Origin of the sequence: Aeromonas rivipollensis (assembly GCF_037811135.1) — a bacterium.
Lineage (GTDB): Bacteria > Pseudomonadota > Gammaproteobacteria > Enterobacterales > Aeromonadaceae > Aeromonas > Aeromonas rivipollensis.
This window is the reverse complement of record NZ_CP149130.1, coordinates 2692795-2719700: the sequence shown is the minus strand read 5'-3', so window position 1 is coordinate 2719700 and position 26906 is coordinate 2692795. Positions and strand designations below refer to the sequence as shown.

Below are 26906 nucleotides of genomic sequence, written 5' to 3'. Positions count from 1 at the left end.
ATACGATTACTAAGACTAAAAAATCAAAGCCAGTGATTCATAATTCATTTATTAGTGCTAGACACATAACTCTTTCCCAATGATTAACAAATGGTGCAGATTTGATCACTGGTTCGAGTATGGTTTCTTTAGCCATAATAAGGCTCAGGCCAACCTCTGTCAGTTTTTTTATCTGAGACAAATATGTGATAAGACGAGGTGCTGCCTCTTTTGAATATCTTAACCTAAGGTCAAATTGCTTGAAATGATTATTGACCCGGTTTTTATTTTCCTCAGTCCATTCATTAGGTGGGTTTGTAAAAAAATCCATCATGCCTGGTTCATTATTATCATTGCTTTTAATGTATTTAGCAAAAATCCACTGATTTTCAAAGAAAGCTTTGCTATCTAGATATGGCTGAAGGACTTGCTCATCCTTTACCTTGAAATAATCAGAGCCCTTCCCATCCATATTGCAGTCTCGACATGATGGTATTAAATTTATAGGTAAGACAGAAAATTGTGGGTAAAAAGCTTTAGGTAAGTAATGGTCAAGATTTCTAGGCCGCCCGATGCCACCACAGTAGGGGCATCTTTCATCTGCGGCTATCATTATTGAATCATAAATAGATCTTGCAGGTTTATTCTGTTTTGAAAAGTAATTGTTGTAAAGTGAGAGTAGATCTGATTTTGTGAGATTACCAATAACTGCAGGATCATCCTCTTTATTATGGAGGAGCGGGTTGATATTATATAGTTCGCCAGTGGATGCTGATGCAGTATAAATTACCTCACCTTCACTTAGTTGAGTCTTATGATTTATGACGTTATTAAGGAGTTCGTGATTGCCTGTAATACCCTCTTGGCATACATTGATGCTTTGAATGTAAGTGTAATTAGGAAGTTTTAACTTTATCATAATATACTGTTTCCATCACGAATGGTCACGATGGCTCTTAATATCCCTCTTGCTTCAACCCCTAACTGGTCATTATACTCATCCACAATATCTTCATAAGACTTTCCACTTTCAGCCGATTTTACTAATAATCCGTGGAAGCCAGATTTCACGACTTCAAGACCAAAAATTTCTCTAGTTAGTACACCCACATTTTCACCGAAGGTTTCAATCTTGGGTCTTTTATAGTCAGAAACAGAGCCTGTTCTATTCATTTTCCAAGCACATGATTTAGGTATCTCTTGAAGCACAACTGGTGAATGTGTCGCAATGATCGATACACCGTTTCTATCGTAGAGCAACTCAGATAATGCACGAATAAATGCGGAAAGAAGTGGTGGATGAAGGTGACTTTCTGGCTCATCAATTAAAACTAATGTTTTTTCCTCAACGGTGGCGACAAGCCTCGTAATTGTTAATAATACAATTGCGTGACCAGAGCTCATTAACTGAATTTTCTTCAATGCTGTAGTTTCAAAGTTGCTCTCAGAGCTTGATGCAAGCTCCTTTAGCTTCATTTGTGCAAAGTTTTCATCAGATTCCAGAGTGTTTATCGCTTTCAACCATCTCGCCTTTTTGGGGGCTTGGCTAAAACAATATCCAAGTGCACTAGTAAAGTCTTTATGGATATCACTTAAACTTTTTAATTGATTGTTGTCTTTTTTTAGTCCGATATAGAAATAGCATGTTCCAAGGGATGGATCTGATTGTTCTTTGGGTGGTGAAAAGATGTCAAAAGCACTAAATGATACAGACACTAAACTACTAAAATAATCTTGTTTTATTGGGCTGTTATTCCAGGTATCAATATCAATGAACTGTGAATCTGAATCGCCACTTTTCATAACTGCATCTATCATGCCGTTTAATAAAGTTGTCTTGCCTACACCATTTCTGCCTATTATTGCATGTATATTGGTGCTTGGTTTAGATTCCACCTTAACTATGAAATCTAAGTCGATAGTGCTCGATATATGAGCCGTAGGTGCGCGGAGAAATTTAAATTTGAAATCTGTTAATGGGGGATGGCCAGCTAAAACTCTAGCAAACTGGCCTTTTATCGCAGATATACTAACAGATCTGAGTAATGATGTGTTGAATACCTTTTCATCTTCTATAAGGGGTAATATCGGGAGAGAGTATGGAATATCTCTGATCGCGGTCAATATTGTCCGTTGCACATCTGAATCTAACTTGAAAATATTTTCGTAATAATCTACATCTTGGCCTACAGAGAAATAATCATCTGATAATGTCAAGAATGAGCCAGGCATTTTTTAATATGTGGAGGACTTTTCTGGTTGATTTTTAAAACCGATTTTCACACTTCCTATTTTATGACAAGTCCCTTTTGAATCGAAAAACGATAGGAAAAATTGTGTTTTGAATGTGTAGTCGTCCCAGCGATCTATATCTAAACATGCGGTATTTTTTAATGAAGATGGAATTTTCTCCCCTCTGGGAATAAGTAGGAAATTTATTTGTGTGATCATATTTAAAACATTCCATCTTAATCAAATTTAAATTAGTTGAAGTACATTTAACAATAAATATATTTTTTACAAAATTGGTAATGTTGGAGTTTGTTCATAAACGGTTTATAGGCTCCCGCACCGATCTGCTGCATTTACATTGCACTATTTCTCATACAAACGACCCCAACGGAGTTGGTTGCCAAGTGGCACATAGTAACCTGAGGGATAGAAAACTGAAGGGGCAGGGGCATAAAACCGGCTCTGGCTCAACAAATCAGCCAAGAGGTGGCTCGTTTTGTCCTACTTGGGTTGATGCCTGACCTGCAGGCTAGATAGCAAAACCAAACAATTTGCCGTAGTCCCTAGCTGCTTCTGTATGCTGCCCATCCCATTTTTGGTTCTTGGTATGGCTTTTCTCCCCGGCTTCCGTCCCTCCGCTTGCATGGTTTATGGCGGACGATCCTTGAGCCAATCGCCTTCAAACTGCTCCTTGGCACAGTTGGGACAGGGGCTTCTCAGCCAGTGTCGACCTCGTCACTTTTGTCATGTCGATCAGGGGGACAGCCCCTTCGTCGCTCTCGTTATCGGCGGCTAATACCGCCTTTATCATCCAGATTACCCCTTTATTTTCATTGGCTTGTGATTTTTTGACGGGCCATCTCCCGGTGTTGGTCTGATAAATGCTTTGTGGGGGGCTGGCCGCCTCTTTGCCTGTCGGCGGGCGGCCCGGTGTAACGAACCATTTAGGATCCCTCTTTTATGAACAGCTTCGTGATTGCCGATCCCAGTCTCTGCATTGGGTGTCGTACCTGTGAGGTGGCGTGCGTCGTTTCATGCCGGACCGGGCGTTGCGTCCAGAGTTGAGGCTACCTTGAGTGGTCACTCGGTGTGGCACCGATCATTGGCGCCCGGGGTCGGCTCGGGTATAGTCCTGCGCCAACAAGATAGGTTCGGATGGAGGAGTCGGCACCGCTTCAGGCAAGCGGGCCGAATCACTCCTTCGGCGCGGCTTTAAAGGATATCCCCATGAAATTCAGTCCCCTGCTCGATGAGATGATGAAGGCGCTGCAGGTCTTGCCGGGCGTGGGCCCGAAATCGGCCCAGCGCATGGCGTTCACCCTGCTGGAGCGCGAGCGCAGCGGCGGCCTGCGTCTCGCCTCCCTGCTCAATCGGGCGCTGACCGAGATCGGTCATTGCAGCCACTGCCGCACCTTTACTGAGAACGATCGCTGCGAGATCTGCGCCAATCCCAAGCGCGAGGAGAACGGCCTGCTCTGCGTGGTGGAGAGCCCGGCAGACGTGGCTGCCATCGAGCAGACCGGCCAGTTCTCCGGCCGCTACTTCGTGCTGATGGGCCATCTGTCGCCGCTCGACGGCATAGGCCCGGAGGAGCTGGGGCTGGAGATCCTGGAGCGGCGCCTCAAGGATGAGCACATCAAGGAGCTGATCCTCGCCACCAATCCCACCATAGAGGGGGATGCCACCGCCTGGTACATCGCCGACATGGCCCGCGCCGCCGGGGTGGAGGTGAGCCGCATCGCCCACGGGGTGCCGGTGGGCGGGGAGCTGGAGCTGGTGGATGGCACCACGCTGTCGCACTCCCTGATGGGACGCCAACGCATCTAAACCTGCTGCGAAGCCGTGATCAAGGCTCATGTGCTGCTCGGAAGCCTCACGTATGTTTATACGCTCCGGTTCCTGCGCGGATCGATACCTTGCTGACGGCTTCTCGCGACGGCTCATCAACAGGTTTGGCTGGATGGTACAAGAAATGGGCAGCCAAGCCCGCCACCAGGGGCCAGTGTGCAAGTTTGCTCTCAAGTTTGCACGCAAGCCCCTTGATATTTGGTGGGCCAGCCCCATCTAGGTTGGGAATCTGTTCAACCCGACGTTTTGAGGACTGGTCGATGACCCAAAGTGTTCACGCCGAAACCCACGGCTTTCAGACTGAAGTCAAACAACTGCTGAGCCTGATGGCTCACAGCCTCTACTCCAACAAAGAAGTATTCCTGCGCGAGCTGATCTCCAACGCATCCGATGCGGCGGACAAGCTGCGCTTCAAGGCGCTTTCCGATGCCTCTTTGTTCGAAAACGACGGCCAGCTGCGCGTGCGCCTGGTGGTGGACAAAGAGAACAAGACTCTGACCATCTCGGACAACGGCATCGGCATGACCCGGGACCAGGTGATCGAACACCTGGGTACCATAGCGAAATCCGGTACCGCCGAGTTCTTCAAGCACCTCTCCGGTGATCAAGGCAAGGACTCCCAGCTGATCGGTCAGTTCGGGGTGGGCTTCTACTCCGCCTTCATCGTCGCCGACAAGGTGACCGTCATCTCCCGCGCCGCCGGCACAGAGCCGGGCCAGGGCGTGCAGTGGGAATCCGAAGGGGAAGGCTCCTTCACGGTAGCTGACGTGACCAAAGAAGGTCGCGGCACCGACGTCATCCTGCACCTGCGCGCCGAGGAAGAGGAGTTCCTGGACGACTGGCGCCTGCGCTCTGTGGTCGCCAAGTACTCCGACCATATCTCTGTGCCGGTTGAGATGTTCAAGGAGGGCACCCCGGATCGCGAAGAAGACGGTGAAACCATCGTCGGCACCCCCGGCGAGTGGGAGCAGGTCAACCGCGCCACCGCGCTCTGGACCCGCAACCCCAAAGACATCAAGGACGAGGAGTATCAGGAGTTCTACAAGCACGTCGCCCACGACTTCGAAGATCCGCTCTTGTGGGGTCACAACCGGGTGGAAGGGGCTCAGGAGTACACCAGCCTGCTCTACATCCCGGCCCGCGCGCCCTTTGATCTCTACAACCGCGAGCAGAAGCACGGCCTCAAGCTCTACGTGCAGCGCGTCTTCATCATGGATGACGCCGAGCAGTTTATGCCGACCTACCTGCGCTTCGTCAAAGGGGTGCTGGACTCCAACGATCTGCCCCTCAACGTTAGCCGCGAGATCCTGCAGGACAACAAGGTCACCGCCTCCCTGCGCAAGGCCTGCTCCAAGCGCGTCCTGACCATGTTGAACAAGCTGGCCAAGGACGATAGCGAGAAGTACGCCAAGTTCTGGAGCGAGTTCGGCAACGTGCTCAAAGAGGGCCCGGCCGAGGATTACGCCAACCGCGAAGAGATCGCCAAGCTGCTGCGCTTTGCCAGCACCGCCGGCGAGGGCGAAGCCCAGACAGTGTCGCTGGAGGATTACGTTGGCCGCATGAAGGAAGGCCAGCAGAAGATTTACTACATCACCGCCGACTCCTATGCCGCGGCCAAGAACAGCCCGCATCTGGAGATCTTCCGCAAGAAGGGCGTCGAAGTGCTGCTGATGTGGGAGCGGGTGGACGAGTGGCTGATGAGCCACCTCACCGAGTTCGACGGCAAGCAGCTGGTCTCCGTCACCCGTGGCGAGCTGGATCTCGGCGAGCTGGAGGACGAGGCGTCCAAGCAGGCCCAGGAGGAGGCTGAAAAAGCCAACGCCGGTCTGGTGGCGCGGGTCAAGCAGAGCCTGGCCGATGCGGTGAAAGAGGTGCGTGTCACCCACCGCCTGACCGACTCGCCGTCTTGCATCGTCACCGACGACCACGGCATGAGCACCCAGATGATCAAGCTGATGCGCGCCGCCGGCCAGCCGGTACCGGAGCAGAAGTACATCCTGGAGCTCAACCCCGACCATGCGCTGGTGAAGAAACTCGACACCATCGAAGACGAGGCGCTGTTTGGTGAGTGGGTCAGCCTCTTGCACGAGCAGGCCCAGCTGGCGGAGCAGGGCGGCCTCAATGATCCGGCGAGCTTCGTCTCCCGTATCAACCGTCTGCTACTCCAGGCGTGATGTAATTGGCCCACTGCAAGGCAGTGGGCTTTTTTTTGGCCGACGCCGCCCCCGGGGCGGCGTTGTCCGCCCTGAGTGTCTGCTGCATTTTCAATCATTTTTCGTGGCAGGGGTCTGCGTCTTTGGTCGCAGAGACGGCGCCAGGGGCTGGTGATAATCTGGCCACTCACACGGGGCGAGCTTGTTAATATGGGCGAAAACGTGTAGTTTTTTGCCTTCTCAAGAATTGAATAACCAATCAATTAGGAGCGTGTATGCGCATTGTTCTGTTGGGAGCACCGGGTGCCGGCAAGGGTACCCAGGCTCAGTTCATCATGGAAAAACACGGTATTCCGCAGATCTCCACCGGCGACATGCTGCGTGCGGCGATCAAGGCGGGTACCGAGCTGGGCCTCAAGGCCAAGGCCGTGATGGACGCAGGTCAGCTCGTCTCCGACGACATCATCATCGGCCTGGTCAAAGAACGTATCGCGCAACCGGATTGCGCCAACGGCTTCCTGCTGGACGGCTTCCCCCGCACCATTCCCCAGGCGCAAGCCATGAAGGATGCCGGTGTGGTGGTGGACTTCGTGCTGGAGTTCGACGTGCCGGACGAAGAGATCGTCAAGCGCATGAGCGGCCGCCGTGTGCACTCCGGCTCCGGCCGTACCTACCACGTGGTGTTCAACCCGCCGAAAGTGGAAGGCAAGGATGACGTGACCGGCGAGGATCTGGTGATCCGTGCCGACGACGAAGAGACCACGGTTCGCAAGCGTCTGGATGTCTACCATCAGCAGACCGCACCGCTCATCGGTTTCTACGGCAAGGAAGCGGAAGCGGGCAACACCCGTTACGTCAAGATCGACGGCACCCAGCCGGTGGATCAGGTCAGCCAGCAGCTGGCCGCCATCCTGGGCTAAGCCTGCCATTGCCAACCGCAATCGGTCGATAACGAGTCTGAGATAAGGGTCCACACAGGGCCCTTTCTTGCATTATCACAAGCACGACAAACACCCCACGACAGGACGCTAACGTGACCACGAAAACCGGGATCTTGCTCGTCAATCTTGGGACCCCAGCGGCGCCAACCTCGGCGGCCGTCAAGGCCTTTCTCAGTCAGTTCCTGCAGGACCCCAGAGTGGTCGAGATACCTCGCCTGCTGTGGGCCCCGCTGCTGACCTTCGCCATATTGCCGTTTCGGGCCCCCCGGGTCGCCAAGCTCTATCAGCAGGTCTGGACCGAGCAGGGCTCACCCCTGATGGCCATCAGCCAGCGGCAGCGGGCGGCGCTGGAGCAGGAGCTCAAGCGGGAAGGGGTCGATGTGCCCGTGGTGCTGGCCATGACCTATGGCTCGCCCTCCCTCGACGAGGGCTGGCAGGCGCTCAAGGCCCAGGGGGTCAACCGGGTGATACTGCTGCCGCTCTATCCGCAGTATGCCGCCAGCACCACGGCCGCCGTGTTCGACGGCTGGGCCCGGGTGATGAAGAAGGAGCGCCACCTGCCGGTGATGCGCCTCATCCGCGACTATCACAACCACCCCGAGTACATCCAGGCGCTGGCCATGAGCGTGCGCCGCCAGTGGGAGCAGCAGGGCCAGGGGGAGCATCTGCTGATGTCCTTCCACGGCATTCCCCAGCGCAGCGAGGACGAGGGGGATCCTTACGGTCACCAGTGTCGCCGCACCGCCGCCCTGCTGGCGGAGGCGCTGGGTCTGTCCCCCGAGCAGTGGAGTGCCAGCTTCCAGTCCCGCTTTGGCAAGCAGGAGTGGCTCAAGCCCTATACCGACGTCACCATAGCCCAGCTGGCGGAACAAGGGGTCAAGCGGCTCGATGTGATCTGCCCGGCCTTCTCGGCGGATTGCCTCGAGACCCTGGAGGAGATCCAGGTCGAGAACCGCGCCGTCTTCATGGACGCGGGGGGAGAGCAGTTCCACTACATAGCCGCCCTCAACAGCGATCAGGCCCACATCCGCATGATGGTGTCGCTGATCTGCCGCGAGCTGGCGTGAGGGGTCTACACGGCCGCGACTATGCGCGCCGGGTGTTCGGGTTCAACGATAAAGGAGTGTCTTGATGATGCATATCACGCTGATCTACGGTGGCCTGCTGGGGCTCTTGTTCCTGCTGCTCTCGTTCTGGGTGGTCAAACGCCGGGCCCAGTTCAAGGTGATGATAGGGGAAGGGGAGGCGCCCGAGATGCTCTCCGCCATCCGTGCCCACGGCAACTTCGCCGAGTACGTGCCGCTCACCCTCTTGCTGATGGCCCTGTGCGAACTGGCCGGGGTGGGGGCGCTCTGGCTGCACCTGGGTGGGGCGCTGCTGCTGGTCGGGCGCATCCTGCACGCCATCGGTATCCAGATCCCCAAGGCGCCGAACAAGCCGCGCCTGTTTGGCACCCTCTTCTTCTGGCTGTCCCTGGGGCTCTTCTCGGTGCTGGCGCTGGTGCAGGGTTTGTCATTCGGCTGAGGCCGGGGGCCACTTGAGTGCGAAAAACCACCTCACCGCGAGGTGGTTTTTTGAGGGGGAAAGATCAAACGTTTTCCTCGCAAACCCTTGCCTATACTGACCCCATATTTTAATCGGGCGACTTTTCGGCGGGGTGGATTGTGTTAAAATCCCGCCCCTCTTTCCCCCAGAGCACAGAAGATTGCCATGAAATTTCCCGGTCAGCGCAAGTCCAAACACTACTTCCCGGTCGACAGGCGTGATCCCCTGATCCCGCAAAATCCCCAGCTCACCGAACTGGGCAAGGCCTATGTGGTGGGTATAGATCAGACTCTGGTGGATATCGAAGCCCATGTGGACGAGGACTTTCTGAACCGGTACGGCCTGAGCAAGGGCCACTCGGTGGTGATAGGCGACGACGTGGCCGAGCGGATCTATGAAGAGCTCAAGGCCAACAACATGGTGGTGAGCGAGTTTGCCGGCGGCACCATCGGCAACACCATGCACAACTACTCTGTGCTGGCCGATTCCCACTCCATCCTGCTCGGGGTGATGAGCCAGGACATCCGCATCGGCAGCTACGCCTACCGCTATCTGTGCAATACCTCGTCCCGGGTCAACCTCGACTACCTGCAGCCGGTGGACGGCCCTGTCGGTCGCTGCTTCACCTTCATCACCGAAGGGGGCGAGCGCAGCTTTGGCATCAACGCCGGCAAGATGGACCACCTGGACGTGGCGCACATTCCGGAAGCCATCATCAAGGACTCCTCCGCCCTGGTGATCACCGCCTATCTGGTGCGCGGCGCCGACGGCACCCCCATGAAGGAGGCGGCCATGGCTGCCGTCCGTTATGCCCGAGAGGCCGGTGTGCCCGTGGTGCTGACCCTGGGCACCCGTTTCGTCATCGACGAGAACCCCCAGTGGTGGCGTGACTTCATCAGCGAGAACGTGACTGTGCTCGCCATGAACGAGGACGAGGCCGAGGCCCTGACCGGGATAAAAGACCCGCTCGGCGCCGCCGACAAGGCGCTGGACTGGGCCGACATGGTGCTCTGTACCGCCGGTCCCATCGGCCTCTACATGGCGAGCTACACCGAGGAAGACTACAAGCGCGAGACCACCCATACCCTGCTGCCCGGGGTGATCCCCGAGTTCAACATGTATGAGTTCAGCCGCCCCATGGCCCGCGCCAAGTGCCGCAAGCCGGCGCGGATCTACTCCCACATCTCCCCCTACATGGGCGGCCCGGAGAAGATCAAGAACACCAATGGCGCCGGGGACGGCGCCCTGTCCGCGGTGCTGCACGACATGGTGGCCAACGACTATCACCGCATGAATGTGCCGAACTCCGCCAAGCACCTCTCCGAGTTCCTCACCTACTCCTCCCTGGCCCAGGTGTGCAAGTACGCCAACCGGGTGAGCTACGAAGTGCTGGCCCAGAGCAGCCCGCGTCTCTCCCGCGGCCTGCCGGAGAAGGAAGACAGCCTGGAAGAGGTGTACTGGGAGCGGTGATCCCGTCATCCGGTCGACAATGAGAAGGGTGCCACTAGGCGCCCTTTCTTATTTTTGGGCTGGATCATGTTTTTGGCACTGCTTTTGCTGACATCGTGGACAGGCTGCGTCGTGGCGGCATACCTTGTGTTAAGGATATGTAGCTGCTGCGGGGCGAGGGTATGTTGAGACAATGGAGTATCGGTCGGCGCCTGTCGCTGGTGACCCTGATGGTGCTGGCCCTGTTGGGACTGCTGCTGTTCTTCTGCCTGCAGATCTATCAGCAGGGGCTGATGGGGGAGAAGAGCCGCCAGACCCGGGCTCAGGTCGAGACTGCCTACAGCCTGGTGGCGGGGCTGGAGGCCAGGGTGCGCAAGGGGGAGCTGGACGAGGCGAGCGCCAAGGCCGAGGCGCTGGCGCTGATCAAGGGGTTGCGCTATGGCGCTGACGATTACTTCTGGATCAACGACAGCCACCCCACCATGGTGATGCACCCCATGAAACCCGAGCTGGATGGCAAGGATCTCTCCGGGGTGGAGGACAAGCAGGGGCTCAGGTTGTTCGTCGCCTTCGCCGATCTGGCGAGGGCGCAGGGGGGCGGTGAGGTTGCCTACTACTGGCCCAAGCCCGGGGTGGAGGAGCCGGTGCGCAAGGTCTCCTACATCAAGCGCTTCGCCCCCTGGGACTGGATCATCGGCACCGGTGTCTATGTGGACGACGTCGAAGCCCAATATCAGGAGGTGCTGCGCACTCTGCTCGGGATAGGCCTGGTGCTGGCCATTCTGCTGTTTGCCGTGGTCGGGCTCATAGTACGCAGCATAGTGGTGCCCCTCTCCCAGTCGGTATCGGCCCTCGGCAACATCGCCAGGGGGGAGGGGGATCTGCGTTTTCGCCTGCCGGAGTCGGGCCGGGACGAGCTGAGTCAGCTCTCGGTCAACTTCAACCTCTTTGCCGGCCAGATGGCACAGCTGGTGGGGCGCAGCCAGCAGATCACGGCCCAGAACAGGGAGCAGGCCCACCAGCTGGCCCAGGTCGTCGATCGGACCGGCGCCATCGTCACCGGCCAGGAGCAGGATACCCTGAGGGTGGCCAGCGCCATGGAGCAGATGACGGTGAGCAGCCGGGAGGTGGGCCAGCATGCGGCCCAGGCCGCCGAGGCGGCAGACTCCGCGCTCAATCTCGCCCGGCACGGGCGTCAGGTGGTGGCCCAGACCAGGGAGACCATCAGCCAGCTGGCGGACGAGATGGTGGAGACGGTGCAGGCGGTGAGCCGGCTCGAGCAGGAGACCCAGCAGATTGGCTCGGTGCTCGACGTGATCCGGGGGGTGGCGGAGCAGACCAACCTGCTGGCCCTCAACGCCGCCATCGAGGCGGCCCGGGCCGGCGAACAGGGGCGTGGCTTCGCGGTGGTGGCCGACGAGGTGCGCACCCTGGCGACCCGCACCCACAGCTCCACCGACGAGATCCGGCAGATGATCCAGCGGCTGCAGGAGGGGGCGGGCCGGGTGGTCAGCGGCATCACCCAGTTGCAGCAACTCTCCCGCTCGACCGCGGACAGGGCCGGTGATGCCGACGGCGCCATTCATGCCATCGATGGATCTGTGCACACCATCAATGCCATGAATAGCCAGATCGCCACGGCCGCCGCCGAGCAGAGCAGGGCGGCCGAGGAGATCAACCAGCGGCTGGTGGCCATCACCGAGCTGGCGGCGGATGCCCTGGCCCAGAACCGGTTGACCGAGCAGGCGGCAAGCCAGCTGGCGCTCTCCTGCGACGAGTTGGGGGCCCTGGTCGCCCAATATCGTACCTGATGGCGCTTATCCCCGCCTTTTTGGGGATAAGGCTTGAGTCTGGGGGGCTTTTGGGACACCATCAGCCCCATTATTGGCCAGCGTTGGCCAACCGCCTGCAAGAGAGAGACCCCATGAGCAAACTAACTGACAATCTTGACGCCAATTTCCAGCTGTTTATCGAAGAAGTCCGCGAGTCGGGTCAGGTGTGGGGTCTGCGTTACGGTGAAGACTGGGTGGTGTGCCGCTCCGCCGAGTTTGAAGATGCCGACGTCATGCCGCTCTGGTCTGCCGAGGGCGATGCCCGTCTGCACTGCGTGGACGAGTGGGCGGACTACGAGCCGGAAGTGATCGAGCTGGAAGAGTTCCTCGATATCTGGATCAACGATCTGGACGAAGACGATGTGCTGGTCGGCCCGAACTGGAACGCCGATCTGGAAGGCCAGGAGCTCGAGCCCATCGAGCTGGCCAAGGCGCTGGTTGAGCTGGACGCCTGAACCGTGCTGCACTGATGGCCCCGACGCGGGCCATCGCCGAGACCAGAACCGACGGCTGCGAGGCCGTCGGTTTTTTCATGTCTGGCTGGGCGCCAGCATGAGCGGGCGATTTGGCTTTGCACCCGTCACCGAGATGGGTCATCATCAACCCTTTGCCGATCGGGAGGTGCCATGTTTGTCTTTGACGTGACCACAGCGGCGGGCGCGCGGGCCCGGATCCGGGTGCAGGCGCTGGATTGGGGCCAGAGCGGCCCCGTGACCTTCCAGTGTGACAGCGATGCCCTGGCCCTGGTACTGCTGACCGGCTGCCGCTGCGATGCGGTGGGCTATTTCGATCTGCTGGCCGGTTGCAAGCCGCTCTATGTGGAGCAGTGGCTCGCCTATCTGCAGGAGAACGGCCACCTCGACAAGCAGAGCTGCCAGCTGGAGAGCCCGTCCCAGGAGGACTATCTGACCCGTGCCGGGCTGGATGACGAAGAGCTCAATGCTCTGCTGGGACAGGTCTACAAGGTGGCCGGCTTCAATCGTCTGCAGATCAACCGTTACCTCAAGAACCGCCACAACCCGACCATGCTGGCGACCCGTTACGATCAGAAGGAGCTGGAGCGCTATCGCCAGCTCAATGACATCATTCTGACCCTGCTGAAGTTGAAACGTCCCCAGTGAAGACCCCCGGATGGGGAATGTCAGGCCTCAGCTCCTGAGGCCGTGCGATCAGATATCCCTGCAATCCGTCCACATACATGCCTTGCAACAACTGCTTTTGACCGAGCTCCTCCACCCCTTCCGCTATCACCAGACAGCCCATGCGATGGGAGACGTCGACTATCATCCGCACGAACTGCTGGTTGGCAATGTCCCGTTCCAGGGTGCCAAGCAGCAGCGGATCCAGCTTCACATAATCCGGCCTCAGCTCATGAAGCAGGGTGAAGGAGTCCATCCCCTTGCCAAAGTTGCGAATGGTGGAGCGACTGCCATGGCGCCTGAGCAGTTCAAACAGCCGCTTTCCACCGACCATGTTGTGTTTCAGGTGCTCTTCATCCAGAGCGAAGACCAGATTGGCGCTGATGTTCGCATCCTTTTGCAACTGGTGATCAAACCAGATCAAAAAGGCGCTGTTTTGCAGCAGGCAGCTGGAGAGGTTGAGCCCCCAGCGGTGGGTCTGCAGGTCGAAGGCACGATACTGGCGCATGACATGGGTGATCAGCATCTGCTCCAGCCGCATCAGCATTTCCAGTCGTTGTGCCATGGCAAAGAGCGTGTCCGTGGGGAGCTGTATGCCTTCTCGATTGCTGAAGCGGGCAGAGATGTCCTGGTAGGGCACCATGTCCCGATTGAACGCCTGCACCGGCTGGCTGAAGAGCGTGATGCAATCCGGCTGTGACAGCAGGTCCTCCAGCACTCTCTTCCAGTGCTGCTGGCCATGGAGGTTGCTGGAGTGATCATGTTGCTGGATGGCCCAGCCGTTGATGGTTTCAGTCTGAGCCCGTGCCAGGGCGAGATCTGCGCGGGCCAGGATAGCCTCGATATTCTGCGCGCGGGAGAGCTGGGTCAGCCCTGTGTAGGCCACATTTTCCAATTCCCGTTCCCGATGATAATGATCGAAGGCCCGCTTGAACTCCTGTCCCAGCAAATGGGGTGGAATGTTGATGTCAGAGGGGAGCAGCACCGCAAAATCAGAGCCCGAGATGCGATAGACCTGATGCCCGGGAAAGCGGTTGACCACCAGATTGATGAGGTTGGAAATATCCCTGATGTAGGCATCCCCGGACTGGAAGCCGCGCTGGGCATTGAGGCGGGCCAGCTCGGTGGCGCGGATCAGCACCAGGATGGCGGTCTGGGTCGTCTCCTGCAGCAGCAGCTCGGTGAGATCGCGCCTGAACGCATGGCGGTTGCGCAGGCCCGTCATCTCGTCCTGGGTCGCCTGCTGTTGCAGCTCGCTTATCTGGCGGTGTGCATCGAGTTCGGCTTCACTGAAGGAGGCAAGCAACTGGCGTAGCGCCGTTTGTGCCTGCGGGCTCTCCAGCATGGCGGGATCCCGTTGTTGCAGCGCCAGCAACCAGCGCTGCTCCTGCCTCTCCCGCTCTCCCTTGCGCACGCTGTGGGTGAGAAAGAGCAGCAGGGCGAAGCCGATGAGGGTGGTCATCAGGACCAGCAGCAGGGTGAGGGGGGAGGCCGGAGGTGCAAGCCAGAGCCCCTGCAGCAACAGCATGGGAATACAGACCAGGGTGCTGACCAGCAGCAGATTTCCCTCGTGTTTATTCAACATCGTTTCATCCTTGATGATGCTCGTGATGTAGAAATTCTAACCAAGCCGCCGGCACAAAGCTTGAGTACTCACGCAACTCCATGAAAAGGGCCGTCGGAAAGCAACTAAATGTGAGTGAAAACACTTTCACAGTTCGCAAAAAAAGCGAAGATGGGTTGAAAACAGCCCCAACAGAGCAGAGGTAGATATGTTGCTAGAACCCGTAGACACAGCCAAAGCACGGCAACTATTGAATCAGAGTATGGCCTTGGTGCTCGCAGGGGGACGCGGTAGTCGCCTGAAGCAGTTGACCGACAATCGCGCCAAGCCCGCCGTCCATTTCGGCGGCAAGTTCCGTATCATCGATTTCGTGCTTTCCAACTGCATCAACTCCGGCATTCGCCGGGTGGGTGTGGTCACCCAGTACAAGTCCCACAGCCTGCTGCGCCACCTGCAGTCTGGCTGGTCCTTCCTGCGTTATCAGATGAACGAGTTCATCGATCTGCTGCCCGCCCAGCAGCGGGTGGACGAGGTGCACTGGTATCGCGGCACCGCCGATGCCATCTACCAGAACGTCGACATCATTCGTGACTACGGCCCCAAATACATAGTGGTGCTGGCGGGGGATCACATCTACAAGATGGACTACGCCGCCATGCTGCTCGATCACGTGCGCCTCGGCGCCAAGGTGACGGTGGCCTGCATCGAGGTGCCGCGCGCGGAGGCCTCCGCCTTCGGGGTCATGGACATCGACGAGCAGCGCAAGATCCGCGCCTTCGTTGAGAAACCGGCCAACCCGCCCGCCATGCCGGGCAATGACCTGGTCTCCCTGGCCTCCATGGGGATCTACATCTTTGATGCGGAATACCTCTATCAGCTGCTGGAGGAGGACATCCACAACCAGGAGTCCAAGCACGACTTCGGCATGGATGTGATCCCGCGCATAGTGGGAGAGGGCAAGGCCTTTGCGCACCCCTTCACCATCTCCTGCGTCGGGGCCAAGGAGGGGCAAAAGCCCTACTGGCGTGACGTGGGGACCCTGGACTCCTTCTGGGAGGCGAACATGGATCTCGCCTCCGTGGTGCCCGAGCTCGACATCTATGACGAGAACTGGCCCATCTGGACCAGCCAGAACATGTCACCTCCCGCCAAGTTCGTGCAGGACAGAAACGGCCAGCACGGCATGACCATCAACTCCATGTTCGCGGGCGGCTCCATCGTCAGCGGCTCCTTCGTGCTGAACTCCGTGCTCTTCACCAATGTGCGGGTGCACTCCTTCTGCACCCTGGATCAGGCGGTGATCTTCCCCGGGGTCGAAGTGGGGGCGGGCTGCCGCCTGCGCCGGGTGGTGGTGGACAAGGGCTGCGTGCTGCCCGATGGCCTGGTGGTGGGGGAGAACGCGGACGAGGATGCCCGTCGCTTCTACCGCTCCGAGCAGGGCATAGTGCTGGTGACCAAGGAGATGCTGGCCAAGCTCGCCTGATGAGATCGAGACCAACAAAAAGGGAGCCTTGAAGGCTCCCTTTTTCATGCGGTCATCGCTGACTTATTCGCTGACGATGGCCTTGCCGGCCATCACCATGGCGGTGCCGTGCTTGCCGCCAGCGGCGGTCACCTGGGGCACGCCGTCTTCGTCGGTGTCACCACCGGCGCCGTCGATGACGTTCTCGCCGGAGTCGCCGACCCACTCGGCCATCTGCATGCCGCCGTTGACGGTGCCACGGAACCAGCTGACGTACTGGCCGGTCAGCTTGGCCAGCTCCAGCTCGGGTGCCTTCTCGGCCCCTTCGTTGCGCAGGTTCAGCATGGCAGAGCGCAGGGCGCCGGAGATGGCGGCCTGGGTCCAGGGGGTGTATTCCCCCTGCTTGCCCGCCAGCCAGGTACCCGCCTTGGCATTGAAGTAGGCCTTGTCGGTGGCGATGAAGAGATCCCGCGCGGCAGTGCGGTACTTGGCATCCGAGGTGGCCAGGAAGGCGGCGGTCAGGCCACGGATGGCGGCAAATTGCGCCTCTATGGATTGACCGGCATCCAGCGACCCGCCCAGGGTCAGGCCGTCGTGGACCAGGCCGTTCTTGCCCACCAGCTTGCCGAGGATGAAGTCAGCCTGCTTGCGCACCAGCTCGAGGGCCTGTTGACCCTGCCGGGTCTTGAGGTTCAGCTCGCCGTTGTCACCGGCGGCGTAACCGACTGGCAAGGCATCCTGGGCACGCTGGAAGATCTGCAGGGCGACCAGGGCGTAGGCGGCGTCGAAGGTGGTGACGTGAGCGCTCTGCTTGCCCCCTTGCCAGCTGTCCACCAGAGTACCGGCCTTGGGCTCGAAGTGCAGGGCGGCCAGGTTCTTGAAGGTCAGGTTGGAGAGGTTGAGGGCCAGGGAGAAGGCATCGCTCCCCGCCACTGCCTTGGCCAGATCATTGGCCTTGTTGGCGGCCGGGGCGGCGGCAAACGGTGCGCCGTCAAACACGGCGTGGAAGGCCGGGTTCTGGTTGGTGTTGGCGCTGCGCTGATCGCTGAAGGCGTAGAACTCGGAGAGTGGCCACAGCAGCATCCAGGCGTCGCGCAGCTGGGCGGAGCCGTCCACCACCTCCAGCTTGCCGATGGCACCGACGTCATTCTTGCTGGTTTCGGTCACTTTCACCTGATGGGGGAAATAGACGATACCCTTGGCCGGATCGTACTGGGGGCTGATCTTGGCGCCGAGCTGCTTGCCATCGAAGCCGAGCTGGCCCTGCAGTATGGCCAGCTTGTCGATGGACTGCTCGGTCAGCATCATGCCGTTGAAGCCGTCGGCGGCGGAAACGCCGAGCTTGTGCTTGCCATCCTGATCCATGGTGGCGGACGCGGCTTCCACCTCTTCATCGCTCTCGGCCACGTGCATGCCGCCGAGGAAGTCCTGGGACCACATCACTTCCTTGAGCAGTATGCCGCCCACGGCCGCCGGGACCAGCAGGTTGTCACTGCCGCTCCAGCGCAGGGTGGCGTAGTCGCGGAAGTAGGCAGGCACCTGGGTCTTGACCGATTTCTCGGTGCCCTTGGCGGTCTTGATGGTGAGCTGATCGCCGTTGACCGGGGTGGCGTTGACGGCTTGCGCGAACTCCGGGTTGGCGGAGGCGTAGGGCAGAGAGAGGGGATACATGCCCTGCGGCACTTCATCTGCCGGGAAGCCGACCGCATCGGCCATGGCCAGCACCCGCTTGCCAAGGTCGGCCAGGGTGCCACCGCGAGCCAGGTTCTGCGGCCCGTTCACCAGGTGCGGGCCCATGCCGGATTGATAGTTGAGGGCGTACATCGCCTCTTCGGAGTATTCGTAGGATTCGATACCGGCGGCGAAGTCAAAGGGAGTCGGCTCGTTGGCACGGTTGGCGTCCAGCACATCCAGATCCAGCCCCAGGGCCTCGGCCAGCGGCTCGCCGGAGAGTTCGAATTCGGTATAGGCCAACATGCTGGCGGCGGTGTTGAAGGTCTTGTCTTCCACCTTGACGGCAGCGTGCGCGGCGCTGCTGAGCAGAGCACAGGCGATCGCCTGCACCAGTACGGTTTTTCTCATGTCCTTTTCACCCATATGTTTGATTTTATTATGACGCTTCTCATGAATCTAAATGAGAATGGTGTGCATTATGAGGCAACGGAGGGAACTTTAGAAGCGAAAAACCGCGCCCCGGGGTTCTGGGGAGAGGGGGGCGCGGCGGCAGGGGTTACATCAGCTTGAAGGGGATCACCAGACGACCCGGCTCCACCTTGAGGGCCTCGACCTTCTCTTTGATACGCGCCTCGTTCTTGCGACTGCCATCCAGCCGGTAGACAGGGGTCTGGGAGAGGAAGAGGGAGAGGGACTGGTTGAAGGTGGGCAGCAGCGGCGTGAGGGCGGCCCCAACGTCGGCCGGCTCCGTCTTGACCGAGATGAGTTCGAGGTCACGCAGGTAGATGGCGCCCTGCTCCGCCACATAGTCCGGGCGGGCACTGAGGGAGAGGCGGATCTTCATCTGCTGGCTGCCAAGGGGGCTCGCCACCTCCAGATCACCGGCGGCATCCAGCTCGACCCTGTCGGTCTGGTTGCGGCCGATGCGACTCTCCATGTCGTCCAGGCGGATCTTGCTCGACATGATGCCGGGGATCCCCAGCTGTTTCTCGAAGGCGACTCGCTCTTTGAGGTACTGGTTGATCTCCCCTTCGCTGACGCTGTACTGGGTGAGCGAGCAGGCCGCCAGCAGCAGGGCGAAGGGGAGCAGAAGCAGGTGTTTCAACATGGGAAGGTTCCATCAAATGGGTGGCAACAACGGATGGCGCCATCTTAGGGGCAAAGCGGGTCGGCCGCCAGTGGGGGCAGCCTGACCCCGTTTCTGTCGCATCCCCCATATGGGGATGGCAATCCGTGTTCATTCGAGTAGCGTTGTCGTCCCCTGTGCCAGCAGGCCCGCCGTGGCGCCATAGTGCCAATACCCACAGACAGGCTCCTGTTTTACCGACTCAAAATCCCATTGACCCCATGATTTCAAAACGAGTATTTTACCGCCGCACAAAGTCAAATTGATAATCATTATCATTTTGAATCTTCTTTGAGGGTGTAACGTGAATACTCGAGTAATGGAAAATGGCGCACCTGCCGAGGCGAAGATGTCGCCTGATTTCTTGTTTACCTCGGGTCAGGGCGCGATCAGTGCCACTGACCTGGGGCAACCCATCACCACCCCCGCCTGCGAGTGGCCACTGCTGGCACAGCAGATAACCCGGGCCCTCGATGCCGCCAGGGCCGCAGGCCAGGCCAACCCCTTGCTCATCGGCGCCTTCGCCTTCGATCCGGCGGAAGCCTCCTGTCTCTATGTGCCCGGCCGCTATGAGCGGGGCGATCGCATCGCACCAGAAGAGCAGACCCCCGAGACCAACAGTGTCATCGCGGTGCAGAGCACCCCGGCTGCGGGTGAATTCAAGGCCTCGGTCAGTGCGGCGCTGGATGCGTTCACCAAAGGCAAGCTCGCCAAGGTGGTGCTGTCGCGCAAGCTGATCCTCACCCTGCACAAGCCCGCCGACCCCGAGCGGGTGCTGGCCCGTCTGATGGCTCAGAATCCCCACGCCTTCCACTTCTCCCTGCCACTGGGCCAGGGCCGTCGCCTGCTCGGTGCCAGCCCGGAGTTGCTGCTGCGGGTCAGCGGGGGAGAGGTCTTCACCCACCCGCTGGCGGGTTCCGCCAGACGGGCGAGCGAGCCGGTGCAGGACGAGGCGGTGGCCCGCGATCTGCTGGCCTCTCGCAAGGATCAGCATGAACACAAGTTGGTGATCGACGAGATCCGCCGGGTGTTGACGCCCCACTGCCGCGAGCTGGCGATCCCCCAAAAACCCACCCTGATGAGCACTGACACCCTCTGGCATCTGGGCACCCCCATAGCGGGCCAGTTGCACGGCAGCGACGCCTCAGTGCTCTCCCTGGCCTGCCAGCTCCACCCCACCCCGGCCCTGTGCGGCTATCCCACGGATCTCGCGCGCCAGTTCATCCGCGAGCAGGAGCCCTTCCGGCGCGCCCTGTTCAGCGGCATCGTCGGCTGGTGCGACAGCCAGGGCAACGGCGAGTGGGCCGTGGTGATCCGCTGCGGCGTGCTCGACGGCCATCAGGTGGAGCTGTTTGCCGGCGCAGGTATAGTCGCGGGCTCGGACCCCACCATGGAGTGGGCCGAGACCGGCACCAAGCTGGGGACCATGCTAAAAGCCCTGGGCCTGGATTTGGAGGTAGCGCAATGAGCGAGACTCGACGTTTCCTGCCTTATACCCGCTGGCCCGAGGAGTTGGCCCAGCAGTACCGCGCCAAGGGGTATTGGCGCGGCGAGCCGCTGACCGCCATGCTGGCACGCCAGTGCGAGCTGGCCCCCGAGGCCGAGGCCATCCTCTGCGGCGAGCGCCGCTTCAGCTATGGCGAGCTGGACGCTGCCTCGAGCCGGCTGGCCGGGCGTCTGGCCCACCGCGGCCTGGGGGTGGGGGATACCGCTCTGGTGCAGCTCCCCAACGTGGCCGAATTCTATCTGGTGTTCTTTGCCCTGCTCAAAGCGGGTATAGCGCCGGTCAATGCGCTCTTCAGCCACAACCGGCTGGAGCTCCTCTCTTATGCCGAGCAGATCACACCGCGCCTCTTTATCGGCTCGCTGGCCCATCCGCTGTTTGCGAGCAAGGGTCGCGAGAGCGAGCTGCTGACAACCATCGGCGCCGAACTGGTGCTGCTCGATGGCGATGGGGGGGAGCTGGGGCTGACCCGCTGGTTCGGAGAGGGGGATGAGGGGGGCCCCCCATCCGTCTCCTTTGCCCCGACTCCGGCGGACGAGGTGGCCTTCTTCCAGCTCTCCGGTGGCAGCACCGGCACTCCCAAGCTCATTCCCCGCACCCATGACGACTACCTGTACAGCGTGCGCCGCAGCAACGAAATTTGTGGCCTCGGCCCCCATACCCGCTATCTGTGCGCCCTGCCGGCGCCTCACAACTTCCCCCTGAGCTCCCCGGGCGCCCTGGGGGTGTTCGAGGCGGGCGGCACAGTGGTGCTCGCACCCGACCCCAGCCCCATCAGCTGTTTCCCGCTGATTGCCTGCCACCGGGTCAATCTCACCTCGCTGGTGCCGCCGGCGGTCTCGCTCTGGCTGCAGGCAGCGGAAACGGATCCCACCGCGCGCGCTCAGCTCGCGAGCCTCGACTTGCTGCAAGTGGGCGGCGCCAAGCTGGGGGAGGCGGTGGCCAGCAAGATTGGGCCGCTGCTCGGCTGCCGGCTGCAGCAGGTGTTCGGCATGGCGGAAGGGCTGGTCAACTACACCCGGCTCTCTGATCCCGACGAGAAGGTCATTCACACCCAGGGCCGTCCCATGAGCCCGGACGACGAGGTGCGCATCCTCGATGAGGCGGGCAATCCGGTTGCCCCCGGCGAGCCTGGCGCCCTGCACACCCGCGGCCCCTATACCTTCCGCGGTTACTACCAGAGCCCGGCCCACAACGCCCGGGTGTTCGATAGCGAGGGTTTCTACTGCTCCGGCGATCTGGTGGTACAGGATGCCGATGGTTGCCTCACCGTGGTGGGGCGGCAAAAGGATCAGATCAACAGAGGCGGCGAGAAGATCGCGGCGGAAGAGGTGGAAAACCAGCTGCTGCATCACCCGGCCATCACACATGCGGCTCTGGTCTCCATGCCCGACAGCGCCATGGGGGAGAAGAGCTGCGCCTTTATCGTCACCACCGAGCCGGGGCTCAAGCCGCTTGCCTTGCGCAAGTTTCTGCGCGAGCGCGGGGTAGCGGACTTCAAGCTGCCCGACCGTTTCGAAACCCTGGATGCCCTGCCTATGACGGCGGTAGGCAAGATTGACAAGCAGGGGCTGCGGGCGCGCATTGCGCACGCCATCGCCGCCAACCAGCCCCTGACAACAGCATAAAACTAAAAAGGAATCATGACGTTATGGCTATCCCAACCCTGAACAATTACGCCATGCCCAGCCAGTGGAAGGCCAACAAGGTCGACTGGACCCTGGATCCCAAACGCGCCGCCCTGCTGATCCACGACATGCAGGAGTACTTCACCGCCTTCTATGGCGAAAATAGCCCGTTGATTGCTGCCCTGACTGAGCGCCTGGCCGCCGTGCGCAAGCAGTGCAAGGCCCTCGGCATCCCGGTCTTCTACACCGCCCAGCCCAAGGATCAATCCCCTGAAGATCGCGCCCTGCTCAACGACATGTGGGGCCCAGGGCTCAACAAACGGCCCGAGCAGCAGCAGGTGGTGGCAGCACTCTGCCCGGAGCGTGACGACACAGTGCTGGTCAAGTGGCGCTACAGCGCCTTCCAGCGCTCCGAGCTCGAGCAGATGCTCAAGGAGCTGGGGCGGGATCAGCTCATCATCGGCGGCATCTACGGCCATATTGGCTGCATGATGACCGCCTGCGACGCCTTCATGCGCGACATCCAGCCCTTCTTCCTGGCGGACGGGGTGGCGGACTTCTCCCTGGCCGACCACCAGATGGCGCTCGACTACGTGGCGACCCGCTGCGGCAAGGTGATCCGCTGCGAGGAGGTGCTGGCCCTTGCTCCGGCTTCCGCTTCTGCCGCCCAGAGCAATCCGTTGCTGACCAACCCATTGCTGACGTATGAGGGACTCAAGGCGCGGCTGCTGAGCCACATCGACGAGGACGAAGGGGAGTTTGACCCCGACGAGAACCTCATCGACTACGGTCTGGATTCGGTACGGATCATGGCCCTGCTCACCGAATGGCGCGCCGCCGGGGTGGAGCTCGGCTTCGTGGATCTCGCCAAGCTGCCGACCCTCAACGGTTGGTGGCGCCTCATCGAGGCCAAGCTGGCAGCCCAGGCGCTGGAGGTGACCCCATGAACCGCTTCCCCTTGACCATCCCCCAGCAGGGGCTCTGGTCCGGACATCTGCTCAACGACGACAAGGCGATGTTCAACACCGCCGAGTGCATCGCCTTCGACGGCAAGGTCGAGGCGGCCGTGCTGGCCGCAGCCCTTGCCAAGGCGGTGGGGGAATGCGAGGCGCTCAAGGGCCACTTCGAAGACGATAAGGAGGCGGTCTGCTTTGTCCCGGCCGGGCTGCCCCTGGCCTATGAAGAGGTCTCCCTCGAACGCGACGACGAGACGCTGGCCCGCGCCTGGGCCCGGGCCGATCTGCGCCGCCCGTTCGAGTTGACCCAAGAAGCGCCCTGCCGCTTCGCCCTGTTGCGCGGCCCCGGCCGCGATTACCTCTACAGTTGCGTGCACCACATCGCCCTCGACGGCTTTGGCACCACCTTGCTGTTCCAGCGCATTGCCGAGCTGTATGCAGAGGGGCTGGCCGGTGAGATGAACTCCCCATCCCCCTTCGGCTCCTTGGCTGAGGTGCTGGCCGAAGAGGCGAGCCGCGAGCTGAGCGGCAAGAACGCCGCCGCCCGCGCCTTCTGGCAGGAGCAGCTGCAAGGCTGGCCCGAGGTGACATCCTTTGGCTCGTTACGGGCGCCGATTGCCGCCGAATTTATCCGCGAGAGCCGTCCGCTGCCGGCGGTGCTGTGGCAATCCCTGACCGGCTTTGCCGACGAGCACAAGCTGGGCTGGCCCGATCTGCTGCTGGCCGGCCTCTCTGCCCAGCTCTCCTTGGCAAGCGGCCAGCGCCAGACCCTGCTCGGCCTGATGATGATGAACCGCATCGGCTCGGCGTCGTTGACCGTGCCCTGCATGCAGATGAACATCACCCCGCTGGCGCTGACACTGGGTGAAGAACTGGATCTGGCGGGAGCCGCCGGCGCCGTGGCCAAGGCCAAACGCGGGGTGCGCAAACACCAGCACTACCGCTACGAGCTGCTGCGCCGCGACCTTGGCCTGGTGGGGGGCGACAAACGCCTGTTCGGCCCCCTGGTCAACATCATGCCGTTCGATCACGCTCGCCGCTTCGGGCCGCTATCTGCCCATATTCTCAACATCAGCGCCGGCCCGGTGGAGGATCTCACCATCGAGGTGCAGGTCGGCGTCGATGGCCAGCCACGCCTGGATCTGGACGCCAACCCCGGCTGTTACCAGCAGGGGGATCTGGCGGCCATCGCCGATACCCTGTTTGCCCTGCTGGGCCGCTGGCTGGCCGAGCCCGCCCAGACCCTGGGGACGCTAAAGGCCGACTGGCTGGCCGAGCAGCGAGCCAGGGCCCTGATCGCCGGCCCCGCCCAGGAAGCTCTCCAGGTGCGGCCGGTGCTGGAGGCGCTCAGCCACTTCGCTGCCCAGACCCCGGACAAGATCGCCTTGATTCAGAGCACGGCGCAGGGAGAGGCCCGCTTCAGCTACGAGGCGCTGCTGGCCAGATCCGAACAGATGGCGGCCGCCCTGCAGGCGTCCGGCGTGCAACCCGGGGACAGGGTGGGGGTCATGCTGGCTCGTACCCCCCAGGCCATCTTCGCCCAGCTGGCGGTGCTGCTGGCGGGCGCCGTCTACGTGCCGCTCGACCCCGAGCAGCCGCTGGAGCGTCAGGGCCATATCCTGCGGCTGGGGGAGGTCAAGACCCTGCTCACCCAGGCCGAGTACCGTCACAAGCTGGCCAGCCTGTTTGAGGGGCGCACCCTGCTGGCGGGGGACCTGGTAAGCGATGATCGGCTCAACCAGCCGGCCGCCGGTCGCGCCGTCGCCTACCTGATGTTCACCTCGGGATCGACCGGCCTGCCCAAGGGGGTGGCAGTCAGTCACGGCGCCCTGGATCACTTCGCCGCCGCCGCCCGCTGCCGCTATCACCTGGGCGAGGGGGCGCGGATGCTGCAATTCGCCCCCTTCAACTTCGACGCCAGCATCGAGGAGGTGTTCGCCACCCTGAGCGCCGGCGCCACCCTGGTGCTGCGCACCGACGCCCTGCTCGAATCCATGCCCGCCTTTGCGGCCGGGGTGGAGCAGATGGGGATCACCCACCTTGACCTGCCCACCGCGTTCTGGAACGAGTGGGTGGTGGCGCTGACGGCGGGCCAGGCCCATATTCCTGCCAATCTGGCCACCGTCATCATCGGCGGCGAGGCGGTCTACCCCGAGCAACTGGCCCAGTGGCAGCGTCAGGGCCGCTCCGATGTGCGCCTCTTCAACACCTACGGCCCCACCGAGACCACAGTGGTGGTGACCACCCAGGAGCTGCAGCAGGAAGACCCGAGCCAGGCCCAGCTGCCCATCGGCCTGCCGCTGCCCGGCATGCAGGCACTGATCCTGGGGGCGGGGGAGCAACCCGCCAGCGAGGGAGAGCTGGTGCTGCTCGGCCCGCAGTTGGCCAACGGCTACGTGGGGGGCGTGCAAGGCAGCTTCGATACCCTGTGTGTCGGTGCTGAACAGATGCCCGTCTATCGCACCGGCGATCGGGTGCGCCTGGTGGCCGGCCGGCTGGTCTACCTCGGCCGGCGCGACAACGAATTCAAGATAAGCGGCTATCGCATCCAGCCCGGCGAGGTGGAGGCCCAACTGCTGGCCCTGCCGGGGGTCGATGAGGCCTGCGTGCAGGGAGTGAGCATCGGCAGCGTGCGCCGGCTGGTGGCCTTCGTGGCGGGGCCGGAGCGCGACAGCCGGGTCATCAAGGCGCAGCTGGCCAGGGTGCTGCCTGCCGCCATGATCCCCACCGACTATCGCCACTATGACCAGTTGCCCCGCACCGGCTCCAACAAGCTGGATCGCAAGGCCCTGCTGGCCGCCTACCAGGCTGGCGGCGAAGCCCTGACCCTTGGCAGCGAGACCGAGAACCGGGTCGGCGCCATCTGGCAGCAGATCCTGGGGCTGGCCACCATGGCGCCCGCCGACAACTTCTTCGAGCTGGGGGGCCAGTCCCTGCAGACCATCCAGATAGTCAACCGGCTCGGCGCCGAGTTCGGGGTGCAGGTCAAGGTCTCCGACGTGTTCGATCACCCGCGCCTCGACGACTTCTGCCGTTTCCTCGACGGCCTGCTTGCCGAGGACGAAGAGAGCGTGGAGATGGTGTGGTGATGAGCAAGATAACGAAGGATCAGCAAAAAATGGCCTTTGATTTTACTGGCAAACGGGTCTGGGTGACCGGGGCCGGGCGCGGCATCGGCCGCGAGGTGGCGATGCAGTTCGTGGCGGCCGGAGCAATCGTGGTGGGGCTGGATCTGGCGTTTCCCGATGCCGACTACCCCTATGCCACCCGGCTGCTCGATATTGGCGATTCGAAGGCGGTCAACGCCTGCTGCGCAGCGCTGCTGGCGGACGGCGGGCTGGATGTGCTGGTGAACGGGGCCGGGGTGCTGCGCCTCGGTCCTACCGAAACCTTAAGCGATGATGACTGGCACGACTGCATGACGGTCAACGCCAGCGGCGTCTTCTATCTGCTGCGGGCCCTGGTGCCCCACTTCAAGGGGCAGCAGCGCGGTGCCATCGTCACCATCGGCTCCAACGCCGCCCATGTGCCGCGCATGCAGATGGCGGCCTATTGCGCCTCCAAGGCGGCGGTCACCAGCCTGACCCAGACGGTGGGGCTGGAGCTGGCCCCCTTCGGCGTGCGCGCCAACCTGGTGTCGCCGGGCTCGACGGATACCCCCATGCTGCGCGGTATGCTGCCAAACGAGGAGGCCATGGCCCGCACCATTGCCGGGTTGCCTGAGCAGTTCAAGCTCGGCATTCCCCTGCGCAAGGTCGCCACCCCGGCGGAGATCGCCCATACCGTCCTCTTCCTGGCCTCGGATCTGGCCAGCCACATCACGCTGCAGGATCTGGTCGTCGACGGTGGCGCCACCCTGAGTGCCTGAGGCTTG

20 protein-coding genes and 1 pseudogene are annotated in these 26906 nt (G+C 60.8%); 16 read left to right on the top strand and 5 right to left on the bottom strand.

What is annotated here, in order from left to right:
- Positions 1-37: 37 nt before the first annotated feature.
- Positions 38-898, bottom strand: a complete 861-nt coding sequence (locus tag WIR04_RS12235; protein ID WP_338887221.1) for an HNH endonuclease signature motif containing protein — start codon at positions 896-898, stop codon at positions 38-40.
- Entirely contained in the window at positions 895-2196 is a 1302-nt protein-coding gene (locus WIR04_RS12230) for an AAA family ATPase (RefSeq protein WP_338887219.1), read from the bottom strand. The genes WIR04_RS12235 and WIR04_RS12230 overlap by 4 nt, the downstream gene beginning before the upstream one ends.
- 975 nt (positions 2197-3171) lie before the next feature.
- Between WIR04_RS12230 and WIR04_RS12225 the strand changes: the two are divergent.
- The 10 genes and pseudogenes from WIR04_RS12225 to WIR04_RS12180 form a co-directional block, all read left to right on the top strand.
- Positions 3172-3264: pseudogene (locus WIR04_RS12225) on the top strand (electron transporter HydN); the annotation flags it as partial.
- A 174-nt stretch (positions 3265-3438) separates the two neighbouring features.
- Positions 3439-4038, top strand: a complete 600-nt coding sequence (recR, locus tag WIR04_RS12220) for a recombination mediator RecR (RefSeq protein ID WP_025326665.1) — start codon at positions 3439-3441, stop codon at positions 4036-4038.
- Between the two features lie 281 nt (positions 4039-4319).
- A complete protein-coding gene (gene htpG, locus WIR04_RS12215) occupies positions 4320-6233 on the top strand; it encodes a molecular chaperone HtpG (RefSeq protein ID WP_289983062.1) in 1914 nt (637 codons plus the stop codon).
- Positions 6234-6487: 254 nt separating this feature from the next.
- Entirely contained in the window at positions 6488-7132 is a 645-nt protein-coding gene (gene adk / locus WIR04_RS12210) for an adenylate kinase (RefSeq protein ID WP_025326667.1), read from the top strand.
- Between the two features lie 113 nt (positions 7133-7245).
- The gene (gene hemH / locus WIR04_RS12205) at positions 7246-8220 is read left to right on the top strand and encodes a ferrochelatase (RefSeq protein WP_139744348.1); all 975 of its coding nucleotides are present in this window, start codon (positions 7246-7248) and stop codon (positions 8218-8220) included.
- 64 nt (positions 8221-8284) lie between these two features.
- Entirely contained in the window at positions 8285-8677 is a 393-nt protein-coding gene (locus WIR04_RS12200; protein WP_025326669.1) for an MAPEG family protein, read from the top strand.
- 186 nt (positions 8678-8863) lie between these two features.
- Positions 8864-10168 carry an inosine/guanosine kinase gene (locus WIR04_RS12195; RefSeq protein ID WP_338887214.1) on the top strand — a complete coding sequence of 435 codons (1305 nt, stop codon included), beginning with the start codon at positions 8864-8866 and terminating at the stop codon, positions 10166-10168.
- Positions 10169-10329: 161 nt separating this feature from the next.
- A complete protein-coding gene (locus WIR04_RS12190) occupies positions 10330-11958 on the top strand; it encodes a methyl-accepting chemotaxis protein (protein WP_338887212.1) in 1629 nt (542 codons plus the stop codon).
- 113 nt (positions 11959-12071) lie between these two features.
- A complete protein-coding gene (locus WIR04_RS12185) occupies positions 12072-12434 on the top strand; it encodes a DUF2750 domain-containing protein (protein WP_010674427.1) in 363 nt (120 codons plus the stop codon).
- A 171-nt stretch (positions 12435-12605) separates the two neighbouring features.
- The gene (locus WIR04_RS12180) at positions 12606-13100 is read left to right on the top strand and encodes a hypothetical protein (RefSeq protein ID WP_025326672.1); all 495 of its coding nucleotides are present in this window, start codon (positions 12606-12608) and stop codon (positions 13098-13100) included.
- Here WIR04_RS12180 and WIR04_RS12175 read toward each other — a convergent pair.
- Positions 13063-14703, bottom strand: a complete 1641-nt coding sequence (locus WIR04_RS12175; protein WP_338887209.1) for an EAL domain-containing protein — start codon at positions 14701-14703, stop codon at positions 13063-13065. The two genes, WIR04_RS12180 and WIR04_RS12175, sit on opposite strands and share 38 nt — an antisense overlap.
- Before the next feature lie 187 nt (positions 14704-14890).
- Here WIR04_RS12175 and glgC point away from each other — a divergent pair, with 187 nt between their 5' ends.
- Positions 14891-16165 (top strand): glucose-1-phosphate adenylyltransferase, encoded by a 1275-nt coding sequence (gene glgC, locus WIR04_RS12170; protein ID WP_338887207.1) that lies wholly within the window; start codon positions 14891-14893, stop codon positions 16163-16165.
- 63 nt (positions 16166-16228) lie between these two features.
- Here the strand turns inward: glgC and WIR04_RS12165 are convergent, their stop codons facing one another.
- Both WIR04_RS12165 and WIR04_RS12160 read right to left on the bottom strand, forming a co-directional pair.
- Positions 16229-18226 (bottom strand): hypothetical protein, encoded by a 1998-nt coding sequence (locus WIR04_RS12165; protein ID WP_338887205.1) that lies wholly within the window; start codon positions 18224-18226, stop codon positions 16229-16231.
- Between the two features lie 148 nt (positions 18227-18374).
- Entirely contained in the window at positions 18375-18926 is a 552-nt protein-coding gene (locus tag WIR04_RS12160) for a lipoprotein (protein WP_338887203.1), read from the bottom strand.
- A 322-nt stretch (positions 18927-19248) separates the two neighbouring features.
- Between WIR04_RS12160 and WIR04_RS12155 the strand changes: the two genes are divergently transcribed.
- Genes WIR04_RS12155 through amoA form a run of 5 tightly spaced genes read left to right on the top strand, consistent with a single transcriptional unit; the run spans position 19249 to position 26900 of the window.
- Complete coding sequence (locus WIR04_RS12155) at positions 19249-20412, top strand: isochorismate synthase (RefSeq protein WP_338887201.1); 1164 nt, start codon at positions 19249-19251, stop codon at positions 20410-20412.
- Positions 20409-22076, top strand: coding sequence for a (2,3-dihydroxybenzoyl)adenylate synthase (locus WIR04_RS12150; protein ID WP_338887199.1), 1668 nt, complete (start codon positions 20409-20411; stop codon positions 22074-22076). Before WIR04_RS12155 ends, WIR04_RS12150 begins: the two co-directional genes overlap by 4 nt.
- A gap of 23 nt (positions 22077-22099) precedes the next feature.
- Positions 22100-23023, top strand: coding sequence for an amonabactin biosynthesis bifunctional protein AmoB (gene amoB, locus WIR04_RS12145; RefSeq protein WP_338887197.1), 924 nt, complete (start codon positions 22100-22102; stop codon positions 23021-23023).
- Entirely contained in the window at positions 23020-26121 is a 3102-nt protein-coding gene (gene amoF / locus WIR04_RS12140) for an amonabactin biosynthesis non-ribosomal peptide synthetase AmoF (RefSeq protein WP_338887195.1), read from the top strand. Before amoB ends, amoF begins: the two co-directional genes overlap by 4 nt.
- Positions 26122-26150: 29 nt before the next feature.
- A complete protein-coding gene (amoA, locus tag WIR04_RS12135; protein ID WP_338892554.1) occupies positions 26151-26900 on the top strand; it encodes an amonabactin biosynthesis protein AmoA in 750 nt (249 codons plus the stop codon).
- The last annotated feature ends 6 nt before the right edge of the window (positions 26901-26906 follow it).

Bases quoted from the DNA above. Each gene is read 5' to 3' on its own strand.
- adk (WP_025326667.1), top strand. From the start codon at position 6,488: ATGCGCATTGTTCTGTTGGGAGCACCGGGTGCCGGCAAGGGTACCCAG.
- WIR04_RS12235 (WP_338887221.1), bottom strand. From the start codon at position 898: ATGATAAAGTTAAAACTTCCTAATTACACTTACATTCAAAGCATCAAT.
- WIR04_RS12185 (WP_010674427.1), top strand. From the start codon at position 12,072: ATGAGCAAACTAACTGACAATCTTGACGCCAATTTCCAGCTGTTTATC.
- WIR04_RS12190 (WP_338887212.1), top strand. From the start codon at position 10,330: ATGTTGAGACAATGGAGTATCGGTCGGCGCCTGTCGCTGGTGACCCTG.
- WIR04_RS12195 (WP_338887214.1), top strand. From the start codon at position 8,864: ATGAAATTTCCCGGTCAGCGCAAGTCCAAACACTACTTCCCGGTCGAC.
- amoF (WP_338887195.1), top strand. From the start codon at position 23,020: ATGAACCGCTTCCCCTTGACCATCCCCCAGCAGGGGCTCTGGTCCGGA.
- WIR04_RS12175 (WP_338887209.1), bottom strand. From the start codon at position 14,703: ATGTTGAATAAACACGAGGGAAATCTGCTGCTGGTCAGCACCCTGGTC.
- htpG (WP_289983062.1), top strand. From the start codon at position 4,320: ATGACCCAAAGTGTTCACGCCGAAACCCACGGCTTTCAGACTGAAGTC.
- WIR04_RS12165 (WP_338887205.1), bottom strand. From the start codon at position 18,226: ATGAGAAAAACCGTACTGGTGCAGGCGATCGCCTGTGCTCTGCTCAGC.
- glgC (WP_338887207.1), top strand. From the start codon at position 14,891: ATGTTGCTAGAACCCGTAGACACAGCCAAAGCACGGCAACTATTGAAT.
- amoB (WP_338887197.1), top strand. From the start codon at position 22,100: ATGGCTATCCCAACCCTGAACAATTACGCCATGCCCAGCCAGTGGAAG.
- WIR04_RS12200 (WP_025326669.1), top strand. From the start codon at position 8,285: ATGATGCATATCACGCTGATCTACGGTGGCCTGCTGGGGCTCTTGTTC.
- WIR04_RS12180 (WP_025326672.1), top strand. From the start codon at position 12,606: ATGTTTGTCTTTGACGTGACCACAGCGGCGGGCGCGCGGGCCCGGATC.
- WIR04_RS12160 (WP_338887203.1), bottom strand. From the start codon at position 18,926: ATGTTGAAACACCTGCTTCTGCTCCCCTTCGCCCTGCTGCTGGCGGCC.
- WIR04_RS12150 (WP_338887199.1), top strand. From the start codon at position 20,409: ATGAGCGAGACTCGACGTTTCCTGCCTTATACCCGCTGGCCCGAGGAG.
- recR (WP_025326665.1), top strand. From the start codon at position 3,439: ATGAAATTCAGTCCCCTGCTCGATGAGATGATGAAGGCGCTGCAGGTC.
- amoA (WP_338892554.1), top strand. From the start codon at position 26,151: ATGGCCTTTGATTTTACTGGCAAACGGGTCTGGGTGACCGGGGCCGGG.